11 protein-coding genes are annotated in these 13,861 nt (G+C 67.4%); 9 read left to right on the top strand and 2 right to left on the bottom strand.

Annotated elements, in window-relative coordinates; translation table 11 throughout:
• Positions 1–142 precede the first annotated feature (142 nt).
• The 9 genes from A5892_RS07555 (at position 143) to A5892_RS07595 (ending at position 11,855) form a co-directional block, all read left to right on the top strand.
• A complete protein-coding gene (locus tag A5892_RS07555) occupies positions 143–1,084 on the top strand; it encodes an ABC transporter permease (RefSeq protein ID WP_064122285.1) in 942 nt (313 codons plus the stop codon).
• A 44-nt stretch (positions 1,085–1,128) separates the two neighbouring features.
• Positions 1,129–1,992 (top strand): ABC transporter permease, encoded by an 864-nt coding sequence (locus A5892_RS07560; RefSeq protein WP_223302821.1) that lies wholly within the window; start codon positions 1,129–1,131, stop codon positions 1,990–1,992.
• Positions 1,992–3,689: an ABC transporter ATP-binding protein gene (locus A5892_RS07565; protein WP_064122286.1), complete on the top strand. Its 1,698-nt coding sequence runs from the start codon at positions 1,992–1,994 to the stop codon at positions 3,687–3,689. The genes A5892_RS07560 and A5892_RS07565 overlap by 1 nt, the downstream gene beginning before the upstream one ends.
• A gap of 289 nt (positions 3,690–3,978) precedes the next feature.
• Complete coding sequence (locus A5892_RS07570; protein WP_064122287.1) at positions 3,979–5,100, top strand: M20/M25/M40 family metallo-hydrolase; 1,122 nt, start codon at positions 3,979–3,981, stop codon at positions 5,098–5,100.
• 42 nt (positions 5,101–5,142) lie between these two features.
• Positions 5,143–6,465: an ArgE/DapE family deacylase gene (locus A5892_RS07575; RefSeq protein WP_064124367.1), complete on the top strand. Its 1,323-nt coding sequence runs from the start codon at positions 5,143–5,145 to the stop codon at positions 6,463–6,465.
• 121 nt (positions 6,466–6,586) lie between these two features.
• A complete protein-coding gene (locus A5892_RS07580) occupies positions 6,587–8,179 on the top strand; it encodes an ABC transporter substrate-binding protein (RefSeq protein ID WP_064122288.1) in 1,593 nt (530 codons plus the stop codon).
• A 51-nt stretch (positions 8,180–8,230) separates the two neighbouring features.
• The gene (locus A5892_RS07585) at positions 8,231–9,394 is read left to right on the top strand and encodes a M20 aminoacylase family protein (protein ID WP_064122289.1); all 1,164 of its coding nucleotides are present in this window, start codon (positions 8,231–8,233) and stop codon (positions 9,392–9,394) included.
• A complete protein-coding gene (locus A5892_RS07590) occupies positions 9,391–10,833 on the top strand; it encodes an amidase (protein ID WP_064122290.1) in 1,443 nt (480 codons plus the stop codon). The genes A5892_RS07585 and A5892_RS07590 overlap by 4 nt, the downstream gene beginning before the upstream one ends.
• Complete coding sequence (locus A5892_RS07595; RefSeq protein ID WP_064122291.1) at positions 10,830–11,855, top strand: P1 family peptidase; 1,026 nt, start codon at positions 10,830–10,832, stop codon at positions 11,853–11,855. The genes A5892_RS07590 and A5892_RS07595 overlap by 4 nt, the downstream gene beginning before the upstream one ends.
• Positions 11,856–11,859: 4 nt before the next feature.
• On the opposite strand, the gene A5892_RS07600 is transcribed toward A5892_RS07595, so the two are convergent.
• Together A5892_RS07600 and asd are read right to left on the bottom strand one after the other, a co-directional pair.
• Entirely contained in the window at positions 11,860–12,681 is an 822-nt protein-coding gene (locus tag A5892_RS07600; protein WP_064122292.1) for a hypothetical protein, read from the bottom strand.
• Between the two features lie 326 nt (positions 12,682–13,007).
• Positions 13,008–13,853, bottom strand: coding sequence for an archaetidylserine decarboxylase (gene asd, locus A5892_RS07605; RefSeq protein WP_064122293.1), 846 nt, complete (start codon positions 13,851–13,853; stop codon positions 13,008–13,010).
• Positions 13,854–13,861 lie beyond the last annotated feature (8 nt).

Here is a 13,861-nt window from a genome sequence, read left to right on the forward strand (position 1 = left end):
GTCATAACCACAAGGCAAGGCACTGCTACGAACAGGTATGCGACAGGCCTCGCTCCATTGTTAAGCTGTCCCGGGCATCCTCGAGCGGGTGCCCGGGAGTCAACCTAAACCGCCCTTTACAACCACAACCAAAGGAGGCGTCATGCTCAGCTATTTCGTGCGTCGCGTCATCGCGGCGATTCCAGTGATGCTGGTGGTCGCGCTGTTCGTCTTCCTGCTGCTCAGGCTCTCGCCGGGCGACCCGGCGGCGATCATCGCCGGCGACATGGCCACTCCCGAGCAGCTTGCCCGTATCCGTGCCGCCCTGGGCCTCGATGAGCCGCTCTACATCCAGTTCTTCGTCTGGCTCGGCGAGCTGCTGCGCGGTGACTTCGGCACCTCGTTGATCTCCCAGACCCCCGTGCTGACGATGATCCACCAGCGCCTCGAGCCGACTCTGAGCCTTGCGCTGGTGTCGATCCTGTTCACCGTGCTGATCTCGGTACCGCTTGGTGTGATCGCTGCGTGGCGTCACGGCAGCTTCATCGACAACTTCGTGATGTCCGCCTCGGTGGTCGGCTTCTCGGTGCCGGTGTTCGTGATCGGCTATCTGCTGATCCAGCTGTTCGCCATCGAGCTGCGCTGGTTCCCGGTCCAGGGCTTTCGCAGCCTGTTCGATGGTGTCGGTCCGTTCGCCAGCCGCATCGTGCTGCCGGCGCTGACCCTGTCGTCGATCTACATCGCGTTGATCAGCCGGATGACCCGCGCCAGCATGCTCGAAGTGCTCGATGAGGACTACATCCGCACCGCACGGGCCAAGGGGCTGGGCGAGCGCGCGGTGCTGTTTCGCCATGCGCTGCGCAACGCCGCTGTGCCGATCCTCACCGTGATCGGCACCGGCTTCGCGCTGATGGTCTCGGGCGTAGTGGTCACCGAGAGCGTGTTCAACATCCCCGGCCTCGGCCGGCTGATCGTCGATGCGGTGCTGGCCCGCGACTATCCGGTGATCCAGGGGCTGATCCTGCTCACCTCCGGGCTCTACGTGGTGATCAATCTGCTGATCGATCTCTCCTACGCCGCCACCGATCCGAGGATCCGCTACTGATGAACATGCAGACCCTGAACCCATCCCGGACGGGAGGCGACGCCATGCCCGAAGGTCGCGGCGCCAGCCGCCTGCTCTCCCGGCTGTTCGCCACCCGGCCCAAGGCGGTGACGCTGATCGCCGCGGTGGTGCTTGCGCTGATCGTCGCGATCGCGCTGCTCGCGCCCTGGCTCGCCAACCACGATCCGCTGGCGCTGTCGCCGGCCAACCGCCTCCAGGGCATGAGCGAGAGCTTCTGGCTCGGCACCGACGCCTATGGACGCGATCTCTACTCACGCATCCTCTATGGTGCCCAGGTGTCGCTGATCGTCGGTGTCGGGGTGGCGATACTGAGCGTCGCGATCGGCCTGCCGCTGGGCCTGCTCGCCGGCTACTTCCGCGCCATCGATGCGATCCTGATGCGGATCATGGACGGCCTGATGGCGATTCCCGGGATCCTGCTCGCGATCGCGATCGTCTCGCTGACCAGCGCCAACCTATGGACGGTGATGCTGGCGATCATGGTGCCGGAGATCCCGCAGGTGGTGAGGCTGGTGCGCTCGCGGGTGCTCTCGGCCCGCGAGGAGCCGTTCGTCGAGGCTGCGGTGCTGATGGGCACCCCGACGCTCAAGCTGATGATCCGCCATCTGATGCCGAGCACGATCGCGCCGCTGATCGTCCAGGGCACCTACATCTGCGCCTCGGCGATCCTCACCGAGGCGATCCTCTCGTTCCTCGGCGCCGGGATCGGCACCGAGATCCCCTCGTGGGGCAACATCATGTCGGAGGGCCGGATCTACTTCCAGATCAAACCCTCGCTGATCTTCTGGGCAGGGCTTTTGCTCTCCGCCTGCATCCTGTCGATCAACCTGCTCGGCGACAGCGCTCGTGACGCGCTGGATCCGAAGATGAAACGGAGGAACGCCTGATGAGTACCGCCACAGTGACGTCCGAACGCGATTCTGCCGACCCGGCCGCGGAGAAGGTGCTCGAGGTCGAGGGGCTGGTGGTCGAGACTGGCGGCAAGCATCCGGCGCCGATCCTTCGCGGCGTGTCGTTCTCGATCCGCCCCGGTGAGACCCTTTGCCTGGTCGGCGAGTCAGGCTCGGGCAAGTCGGTGACCTCGCTCGCCACCATGGGACTGCTGCCGCGCGGTGCGCTGGTGGCGCGAGCAGGGCGCATCCTGCTCGACGGCGAGAACCTGCTCGAGGCCACCCCTTCGCGGCTCAAGGCGCTGCGGGCCAGCCGCATGGCGATGATCTTCCAGGAGCCGATGACCGCGCTGAACCCGGTGCTCAGCGTTGGTCGCCAGCTCGATGAAGTGCTCGAGACCCACACCCGGCTGTCGTCGCGTGAGCGCAAGGCCAAGGTGCTCGACGCCTTCTCCCAGGTCCATCTGCCGGAGATCGAGCGCATCTATTCGAGCTTCCCGCACCAGCTCTCGGGCGGCCAGCGCCAGCGGATCATGATCGCGATGGCGCTGGTGCTCGAGCCTCGGCTGTTGATCGCCGACGAGCCGACCACCGCGCTCGACGTCACCACGCAAAAGCAGATCCTCTCCTTGATCAAGGAGCTGCAGCAGAAGCACGGCACCGCGGTGCTGTTCATCACCCACGACATGGGCGTGGTGGTCGACATCGCGGACCGGGTCTGCGTGATGAACAAAGGCGAGGTGGTCGAGAGCGGCGAGGTCGCCCAGGTGCTCGGTGCGCCTCGCGAGACCTATACCCAGACCCTGCTCGACGCGGTGCCTAGCCTCACCCCGCGTGCGCCGCGCATCGAGGCGAGCCAGAAGACCGTGCTCGAAGTCCAGGCGCTGGAGAAGGTGTTCGAAGGCGGCCGCGGACTGATGCGCTGGCTGGGCAAGTCGAGCGAGGGCACGCGCGCGGTGGACGATGTCAGCTTCCGGCTCAAGCGCGGGCGCACGCTCGGCATCGTCGGGGAGTCGGGCTCGGGCAAGTCGACGCTCGCGCGCTGCGTGATGCGCCTCGAGACGCCGAGCGGCGGCGCGATCCGGGTCGATGGCAAGGAAATCTCCGAACTCTCGCGCTCGATGCTCAAGCCGCACCGCAAGCGGATCCAGATGATCTTCCAGGACCCCAATCGCTCGCTCAACCCGCGCCGCACCGTCGGCGACAGCCTGGTCGAGGGGCCGATGAACTACGGCACGCCGCGCAAGCAGGCGTGGGCGCGCGGGCGCGAGCTGCTCGAACTGGTGGGCCTGCCGGCGGATGCGATCGATCGCTACCCGCACCAGTTCTCCGGAGGCCAGCGTCAGCGTATCGCGATCGCACGTGCGCTGATGATGGAGCCCGAGGTGATCGTCGCCGACGAGGCGGTATCGGCGCTCGACGTCTCGGTGCAGGCGCAGGTGCTGGGGCTGATCGATGAGATCCAGCAGCGCCTCGGGATCGCGGTGCTGTTCATCACCCACGATCTCAGGGTGGCGGCGCAGATCTGCGACGAGGTGCTGGTGATGCAGCGAGGCAAGCTGGTGGAGTACGGTCCGGCGGCGGCGGTACTGGCCAACCCCCAGGCCGAGTACACCCGCGCGCTGATGGAGGCGGCCCCGGGACGGCATTGGGACTTCGCCGCCCGTGCACCGTTGCAACCGATCGCTGGATGATCATCGGGCCGCGCCAAGGCGCGGCCCGATGACGTAGTGCCGGCAGTGGGCTTGGTACGAAGGCCATCCGTGCCCGACTACATGGCGTTGAAAATCAGCTCGTGCGCGAATCCGATCGCAGCGCTCATTCACCCCACGCGCGCTTCGTCGTTTCGCTGATTTCTGCCCTGTCCAGTCACCGCCCGTCGACTTTTCGTGCGAAGTCCGAGGCCAAGCCCGGAGCCCAGCGTGCTGGGCCGGTTTCTTCCTCCCGGTTTTTCCACTTGGTTTCATTCCCTAGGGAAATGGCATGCATACCCACGATCTACCCTTCGACGTCGATGAGATGCTGGCAGGGCTCAAGACCTGGATCGAATGTGAAAGCCCGAGTCTCGATCCGGCGGCGGTCGACCGGATGATGGACCTCGCCGCCTTCGATCTCGCCGCCGCGGGCGCCACGGTGGAGCGCATCCCGGGCCGAGCGGGATACGGTGGCTCGGTTCGGGCGAGATTTCCCCATCGCGACTTCGGCAAGCCGGGGATCCTGATCGCGGGGCACATGGATACCGTGCACCCGCTCGGTACGCTCGAGGTGCTGCCGTTCAGGCGCGAGGGCGAGCTGTGCTACGGCCCCGGCATCATGGACATGAAGGGCGGTAACTACGTAAGCCTCGAGGCGCTGCGCCAGCTCCTGCGCGCCGGCCTCGAGACGCCTTTGCCGGTGACCGTGCTGTTCACTCCCGACGAGGAGCTCGGCACGCCCTCGACCCGCGCGCTGATCGAGAACGAGGCGCGCAAGCATCGCTACGTGCTGGTGCCCGAGCCGGCCCATCCTGGCGGTGCGGCGACGATCGGCCGCTACGCGATCGCACGGTTCGACCTGGCGAGCAAAGGGCGCCCGAGCCATGCCGGGGCGAGACTGTCGGAAGGGCGCTCGGCGATCGCGGTGATGGCGCGCAAGATCCTCGAGATCGAAGCGATGAGCACCGACGACTGCACTTTCAGCGTCGGCGTGGTCCACGGCGGGCAGTGGGCCAACTGCGTGGCTTCCGCCTGTCGCGGCGAGGCGCTGAGCATGGCCAAGACCCAGCAGGACCTCGATCGCGGCGTGGCTCGGATGATGGCGCTGGCCGATGACGATTTCTCCATCGTCCGTGGTGTCACTCGTCCGGTCTGGGAGCCCAACCAGCCCGGTACCATGGCGATGTTCGAACTGGCCAAGGAGATCGCCGCCGAGCTCGGTTTCGAGTTGTCCGGCCAGAGCAGCCCGGGCGGCTCCGACGGCAACTTCACCGGCGCACTGGGCATTCCCACGCTGGATTCGCTCGGCGTGCGCGGCAATGGCCTGCATACGCTGAACGAGCATATCGAGGTGTCGAGTCTGGTCGAGCGGGCCCGGCTGATGGCGGCACTGCTGATGCGGCTCGAGTGAGCCGGTCATTTCCCTCGCATGGAGAAGGGCATGGAGCACGGCATGAATAGCGACATAGAGATTTCCGCAGAGCTTGAGCGCGCGCTGATCGACTCGGTGGAAGCCGGTTTCGCCGAACAGCTGGCGTTCACTCGCCGGATGGTGGAGTTCCGCTCGTTGCGAGGCGACGAGTCCGAGCTGCAGGCGTTCTTCCACCAAGCGCTGCAACAGCGCGGCTACGAGGTGGAGAGCTTCGGCATGGACCGGGAGCTGATCGAGCGCCATCCCGGCGGTTCGAAATGGTCGGATACCCATTCCAGCGCACCGATCGTCGTCGGCACCCATCACCCCCGCGAAGAGCGGGGGCGTTCGCTGATCCTGCAGGGGCACGTCGACGTCGTACCGACCGGGCCGCAGAGCTGCTGGGAGCGCGACCCCTTCGCCGGCGAGATCGATGGGCAGTGGATGTACGGACGCGGCGCGGGAGACATGAAGGCCGGTTGCGCGGCCAATCTGTTCGCCCTCGACGCGCTGCGCAGGATCGGCCTGCAGCCGGCGGCGAGAGTCCATATCCAGTCGGTGGTCGAGGAAGAGTCCACCGGCAACGGCGCATTGATGGCGCACCTGCGCGGCTACCGCGCCGACGCGGCGCTGGTGCCCGAGCCCGAGGGGGAGCAACTGGTGCGCGCCAACGTCGGCGTGCTGTGGTTCCAGGTCATGGTGCGCGGCCTGCCGGTGCATGTGCACACCATGGGCGAAGGCGGCAACGCGATCGACGGAGCCTATCGTCTGATCGGTGCGCTGCGTGAGCTCGAGCAGCAGTGGAACGAGCGCAAGGTCGACCATCCGCTGTTCGCTGAGCTTGCGCATCCGATCAACCTCAACATCGGCAAGATCGAAGGCGGGGACTGGGCCTCGTCGGTGCCGTGCTGGTGCCGGGTCGACTGCAGGATCTCGCTCTATCCTGGCGTGGATGCCGACTCCGCCGCCAAGCAGATCAGCGACTGCATCGCCGCCTTCGCGGCGAGCGACCCGCTGCTGTCCGAGTTTCCACCGGAGCTGACCTTCAATGGCTTCTACGCCGAGGGATACGTACTCGAGCCCGGATCGCAGGCCGAGGCGGTGCTCGCCCGCGCCCACCGTGCGGTGTTCGGCAGGGAGCTCGAGACCATGGTCTCTCCGGCCTATCTCGATGCCCGGGTCTACGCGCTCTACGACCGGATTCCGGCGCTCTGCTACGGGCCGGTGGCGAAGAACGTCCATGGCTACGACGAAGCGGTCGACCTCGATTCGCTCAAGGAGATCACCAAGGCGATGGCGCTGTTCATCGCCCAGTGGTGCAAAACCGAACCGGTGGCGGCAGAAGGCCCCGGCGGCCAGGGGTGAGCCATCGCCGCTCGGTCGAGCGGCAAGGCGCGGATCGAACCGTTGTGAGATGAACGCCGGGCTGCGGCGTAGACGCAGCTATATACCAATAACAATCAAACCAAGGCAGAGGTCGATCACGATGAAGGCTATACGCTGTTTCCACCGCTTGGGTCGCTGCGCGGCGGTCGCACTGCTCGCGAGTGTCGCGTCCACGTCCGCCGCGCTCGCCCAGACCACCATCACCGCGGTGATGCACTCGCCGCTGCGGGTGCTCGACCCGGTGATGTCCACCGCCCATATCACCCGCAATCACTCCTACATGATCTACGACGTGCTGGTCGCGGCGGACGAGGAGTTCACTCCCCGCCCGCAGATGGCGAGCTGGACGACCTCCGACGACGGGCTGGTCTACACCTTCACCCTGCGCGACGGCCTCAAGTTCCACGACGGCGCGCCGGTTCGCGCAGCCGACGCGGTGGCGAGTCTCAAACGCTGGGGCCAGCGCGATGGCGGCGGCCAGATCCTGATGGACTTCACCTCGTCGCTCGAGGCGGTCGACGACAAGACCCTGGTATGGCAGCTGCGGGAGCCGTTCCCGGCGCTGCTCGATACCCTGGCCAAGCAGTCGGGTCTGCCGCCGTTCATCATGCCCGAGCGAATCGCCTTGACCGCGTCGGAGACCGCGATCAGCGAGCATATCGGCTCAGGTCCGTTCCGCTTCATCGAAAGCGAGTTCCAGCCCGGTGTCAGCGTCGCCTACGAGAAGTTCGAGGATTACGTGCCGCGTGAGGAGCCGGCGAGCTGGATGGCGGGAGGCAAGGTGGTCAACGTCGACAAGGTGGTCTGGGTCACCATGCCGGATGCGCTGACCTCGGTGAATGCGCTGGCGGCAGGCGAGATCGACTACCTTGAGCAGGTCCCGGTCGATCTGGTGCCGATGCTCGAGTCGGAGGATGAGGTCACAGTCGAGGTGCGCAGCGATCTTGGCTACCAGAACTTCGGCCGGATGAACTTCAAGCATCCGCCCTTCGACGACGTCAGGCTGCGCCAGGCGGCGCTGCTGGCGATGGACCAGCAGGCCATCCTTTCCGCCCAGGTCGGCGATCCGCGCTACTACACCCTGTGCGGCGCGATCTTCGGCTGCGGCACTGCGCTCGAGGACCAGACCGGCGCAGAGACCCTGCTCTCGGGCGGCGACCAGGAGCGGGCGCGGGCGCTGCTCGAAGAGGCGGGGTACGACGGCACGCCGGTGGTGATCCTCCACGCGACCGACGTGGTCAGTCTCAGTACCCAGCCGATCGTCGCCGCCCAGGCGCTGCGGCAAGTGGGCTTCAACGTCGAAGTGCAGTCGATGGACTGGCAGACGCTGATCTCCCGCCGGGTCAGCATGGCGCCCCCTGCGCAGGGCGGCTGGAACATGTTCTTCTCGACCTGGATCGTGCCCGAGATCAACACCCCGCTGGTATCGAGCATGTTGAGCGGCCGGGGCGATACCGCCTTCTTCGGCTGGCCGGACGATCCGGTGGCCGAGGAGATCAAGATGGCGTACATCCGTGCCGAGACCGCCGAGGCCCAGCGTGAAGCGGCCTTGCGCTTCCAGCAGCATGCCATGGAGCAGGTGCTCTACATTCCACTCGGTGAGTTCGGGCTGCCGCAGGCGCGGCGCAACACCCTCGCCAACATGATTCCTTCACCGGTGCCGGTGTTCTGGAACATCGAAAAGAACGAGTGAGCCGTACCTCCGCTACTATCGCAAACCTAGCACCAGCCAAGGAGCCAACGAATGAGCAACATCGCCCGGATCGACGAGTACTTCGAGGAACTTTGCGCGATTCGCCACGACCTCCACGCCCATCCCGAGATCGGCTTCGAGGAGACCCGTACCGCCTCGATCGTCGCTGGTCTGCTGCGTGAGTACGGCGTCGACGAGGTGCACGAGGGCATCGCCGGTACCGGGGTGGTCGGGGTGATCCACGGCCGCCTCGGCGGCGGCGGGCGGGTGGGCCTTCGCGCCGACATGGACGCGCTGCCGATGGACGAGGCGACCGGCCTCGAGTTCTCTTCGACCATCCCCGGGCGCTTTCACGGCTGCGGCCACGACGGCCACACCACCATGCTGCTCGGCGCGGCGCGCTACCTGGCCGAGACCCGCAACTTCGCCGGCCGGGCGGTGCTGATCTTCCAGCCCGCCGAGGAGGGGCTGGGCGGTGCGCGGCGGATGATCAAGGAGGGGCTGTTCGAACGCTTCCCGGTCGATGAGATCTACGCCATGCACAACTCTCCCCAGCACGCCCCGGGGCAGATCGCGGTGTTCGCGGGCCCGGCGATGGCGGGGGCCGACTTCTTCGATATCCTGATCCACGGCCGCGGCAGCCACGGCGCCGCACCGCACTTCTCCCGCGACCCGGTGGTGATCGCTGGCGCCTTGATCCAGGCGCTGCAGGGAGTAGTCAGCCGCAACGTCGACCCGCTCGATCCCGCGGTGCTGTCGATCACCCAGGTGCACGCAGGCTCGGCCTACAACGTGATCCCCCAGACCGCGACGCTCGCCGGTACCGTGCGGGTGTTCTCCCAACAGGCGCGCGAGCTGATCCGCTCGCGGATGCGCACCATCGTCGCGGGGATCGCGGCGAGCTTCGAAGTCGAGATCGAGCTCGACATCCGCGATGTGTTCAGCGTGCTGGAGAACGCCGAGGGGCCGACCAAGGCGATCGAGGAGGCCGCTCGCGAGCTGGTTGGAGAGCAAAACGTGCTGACCGCGGTCAAGCCGTTGATGGGCAGCGAGGACTTCGCCGACATGCTCGCCTCGGTACCCGGTGCCTATTGCTGGGTCGGCCATAGCGGCGACGTGCCGGTGCACAACCCGGGCTTCACGCTGGGCGACGAGATCCTGCCGCTCGGCGCCAGCCTGTTCGCCCGCCTGGTCGAGCGGCGGCTCGCGCCATGAGCCTGACCGAACTCGACGCGCGAGCGCTGTCGCGGCAGATCCACGCCCGCGAGGTCTCGTGCGAGGAGGTGATGAGCGCTCATCTGGCACGAATCGAGCGGCTCAATCCCAAGGTCGATGCGATCGTCTCGCTCGAGCCCTTCGATGCGCTGCTCGACCAGGCCCGCGAGCGCGACCGCGAGCTCGCCGCCGGCCAGGACCGCGGCTGGATGCACGGCTTTCCGCTGGCGGTGAAGGATCTTGCCTTGACCCGCGGGATTCGCACCACCTTCGGCTCGCCGCTGTTCAAGGATTTCATCCCCGATCAGGATGCGGTCGTCGTCGAGCGGATGAAGGCGAGCGGGGCGATCGTGATCGGCAAGACCAACGTACCCGAGTTCGGGCTGGGCTCGCAGACCTACAATCCGCTGTTCGGCGCCACCGGCTGCGCCTTCGACCCCGAGCGCACCGCCGGCGGTTCGAGCGGCGGCGCGGCCGCGGCGCTGGCGCTCGAACTGGTGCCGGTGGCCGACGGCAGCGACATGATGGGCTCGCTGCGCAACCCTGCCGCGTTCAACGGGGTGGTCGGCTTTCGTCCCTCCCAGGGCCGCGTGCCCGCCGCTCACTCGCCCGACGGCTTCTACTCCCAGCTCGGTACCGAAGGCCCGATGGGCAGGAGCGTCGCCGATGTCGCCCGGCTGCTCGCGGTACAGGCCGGGTTCGACGCCCGCGCGCCGCTGTCGCTGGCGGGCGACGGCACGGAGTTCGCTTCGCCCTTGGCGTCTCCCACTGCGCCGCGCTTTGGCTGGCTTGGCGACTTCCAAGGCCATCTCGCCACCGAGCCGGGGGTGCTCGCGCTCTGCGAGGGCACCTTCGCTGCGCTCGAAAGCCTCGGCGGCGGCGTCGAGCCGGCCAAGCTCGAGTTCGACCTCGATCGGCTGTGGTCGGCGTGGTGCACGCTGCGCAACTTCTCGGTCGCCGGCACCCACGCCGGCGGCTATGCCGACCCGGCCAGGCGCGAGCGGATGAAGCCTGAGCTGCGCTGGGAGATCGAGGGTGGGCTCGCGCTCAGCGCCCTCGACGTCCATCGCGCCGGGGTGGTCAGGACCCACTGGTACCGGACGATGTGCAAGGCGTTCGAGCGCTACGATTTCCTGCTGCTGCCGAGCGCCCAGGTGTTCCCGTTCGACAAGCGCGAACACTGGCCGAAGTCGGTCGGCGGGCGGGCGATGGATACCTATCACCGCTGGATGGAGGTGGTGATCGGTCCGAGCCTCGCCGGGCTGCCGGCGATCAGCGTACCGGCGGGCTTCGACGCTCGCGGCCTGCCGATGGGGATCTCGATCATCGGCCCGCCGCGCGCCGATCTTGCAGTGCTCCAGGTCGCCCACGCCTTCGAGCGTGCGGCCGGCGGCTTCCGCCAGCGTCGCCCTGGCCTTGCTGAGGCGGACCGCTCATGAACCGCGCAGTGGCGCACGGGCTGATCCCGGGCTCGATCACCGACGTACCGGGGATCGAGGCCGGCCATCACACCCTCAGCGGACGCCCCACCGGCTGTACCGTGGTGCTCTGCGAGCAGGGTGCGGTGGCGGCGGTCGACGTACGCGGAGGCGCGCCTGGCAGTCGCGAGACGGCGCTGCTCGATCCGGCCAATCTGGTCGAGCGCATCCATGCGGTGGTGCTCAGCGGTGGCAGTGCCTATGGGCTCGACAGCGCAGGCGGGGTGATGCGCTGGCTCGAGAGCCGAGGCATCGGCTTCCCGATCGGCAGCGACGCGGGGATGCTCGGCCGGGTACCGATCGTATGCGGTGCGGTATTGATGGACCTGGGGGTGGGTGATTTCTCGCTACGCCCGGACATCGAGGCCGGCTGGCGTGCCTGCGAGGCGGCGGGACCCGAGGCGTTGCCCGAGGGCAACCTGGGCGCTGGCGCAGGGGCGACGGTGGGCAAGCTGTTCGGCGCGCAGTGGGCGATGAAAGGGGGCTTCGGTGGTTCGAGCTGGCGCTTCGCCGAGCAGGGCTGGACGCTGGGTGTGGCGGTTGCGGTCAACGCGGTGGGCGACGTGCGCGATCCACGCGACAACCGGCTGATCGCCGGCGCCCGTGATCTCCACGGTCTGCGCGACAGCCAGGCGGCGATGTTCGGCGTGGCGCCCAACGGCGGCGTACCCGGCGGGAACACCACCATCGGCGTGGTGGCGACCGATGCACCGCTCAGTCGTGGGCAGGCCGGACGTCTTGCCCAGATGGCCCAGGACGGCTATGCGCGGGCGATTTCTCCGATCCACACCCCGTTCGACGGCGATACCCTGTTCGCGCTCTCCACCGCGCCACCGGGGAGCGGTGAAGTCAGCGCGCGAGAGCTCACCGCGCTCGGCAGCGTCGCCGCCACCCTGGTCGCCCACGCCATCGCCCGAGCGGTACTCGCCGCCGAAGGGCTGCCCGAGTACGGCCTGCCCGCGGCTCGCGACCTGCCCGCCTAGCGGCTCAGCAGCTCTTCGCGCTGGCCCAGATCGGCTCGCCGATCACCCCACCCTGGCCATAGCGATAGCTGACTCGGATGCCGACGCCCTGGGTGCGCATCTCGCGGAAGAAGGCGCCCTTGCAGTATTCGCTTCTGATGTTGCCGGTCATGCCGGCGACGAACTCATCCTCATCGACTTCCATCGCATCGAAGTTGTCGACCGAGTACTCGAGTTTCATCGTCTTGTTGGCCGCGACGTACTCAGCGTGGGTCAGTCGCGAGTAGTCGTCGGCCCGCCTTGGCAGCTGGCGGTTGAGATCCGCGGCCCAACGGGTGAAATCGGTGCCGCCCGACGCCGCCGGCCGCGATGGCGGCGCTGACGAGGAAGGAGCGGGCGGGGAGGGCGCCGGCCGGCTCGCGGGCGGCGGCGCGGGGCGCTCGCTCGCGGTCGGGGCCGCAGGTGCTGGGCGCGAGGTGCTGGGCGCGGTGGAGGGCTCACCGGAAAGCAGCCCGATCACGCGCTGGATGCCCTGGTCGAGCAGCACGCGGCCCTGCTGCTTGACCTCGTCGCCCTTGAGGATCAGCAGCATCGCGACGGCGAGGAAGACCACCAGCGCGATGTTGGCGAACGCTTTGTCGCGATTGGCGCGTTTGCGTAGGAGGCTGCCGAGGTAAGCGCACACCAGGGCCACCCCCAGAGCCGCACCGTAGGTCGGCAGATAGGCCATTGCGACCGACAAGGCGTCGTCGAGTCCGCCGTTGCTGCGCGAGCTGAACAGATAGCTGGTACCGCCGAGGAAGGCGAAAAAGGCAACCGTTACGGGCAGGAACTTGGAGCTGGGCATGGCTTCCTTGGCGTTGCTTGCGTCTTCATCCCCCGATGATAGCCGTTTGCGCGCCGCGGTGGCAGCCGCTGGAGTGCAGGCGGCGAGGCGTGGTTCGAGACGCTCGTTCCTCGCTCCTCACCACGAGCGGATATTGAAGCGTCCTCGCTCCTCGCCGGCTATCCGAGCATCCCGAGTAAGCGAAGCGCATCGAGGGGCACGAGCGGCTCGATAAATCCGTTCGTCCCGAGCGGCGCCCATACGCGCCAAGGTCGGGCACCGACTCGGCAATGAGGGGCGCCAGTCGAGGGAGTAAGCGGCGGCGATGAGGCCTTGGTTAGACTCGCTTAGATCCGCTGCATCAGCCGTTGGCCCAGGCGCAGCGGGAGACCCGCTGCGAGCTGGGCGATGGGCGCTACTCCCTCGCCAAAGCAGAGGATCACGGTCGAGCCGAGCTTGAAGCGTCCCATCTCCGCTCCTTTGTCCAGGCTCACACCGTCGCTGAAGTCGTGGCGCTGGATCTGCTCGCCGTGCGGCGGTACCTGTCCGGCCCAAACGGTTTCGATGCCGGCGACGATCATCGCGCCGACCAGCACCATCGCCATCGGTCCGTACTCGGTATCGAAGTGGCACACCAGCCGCTCGTTGCGAGCGAACAGGTGCGGTACCTCGGCGGCGGTGGCGCGATTGACCGAGAAGATCCGCCCCGGTACGTAGACCGTGCGCCGCAAAGTGCCGGCGCAGGGCATGTGTACCCGGTGATAGTCGCGCGGAGAGAGATAGAGGGTGGCGAAGCTGCCGTGGCGAAACGGCTCCGACCAGACGTCGCCACCACCGAGCAGGGTATCGACCGAATACTCGTGGCCCTTGGCCTGGAGGATGCTGGCGTGGCGAATCGCACCGCACTGGGAGATCGCTCCGTCGGCGGGGGAGACGATCCCTTCCTCGATCGGTCGGGCGCCGGGCTTGAGCGCGCGGGTGAAGAAATCGTTGAAGCAGGCGTAGGCGCGCGGGTCTTCGATCTCGGCCTCGGTCATGTCGATGCCGTAGAGCCGGGCGAATCGCTGGATCAGCAGGTTCTTGAGCCACGGCGTGCGTGCGCTGGCGATTCGACCCGCCAGCCGGGAGATCAGCGCATGGGGCAGCGGGTACTGGAGAGCGGCGAAGAGCTTGTCGCGATTAAGATCGGGCATCGGTCTCG

Origin of the sequence: Halotalea alkalilenta (assembly GCF_001648175.1) — a bacterium.
In the GTDB taxonomy this organism is placed as follows: Bacteria; Pseudomonadota; Gammaproteobacteria; order Pseudomonadales; family Halomonadaceae; genus Halotalea; species Halotalea alkalilenta_A.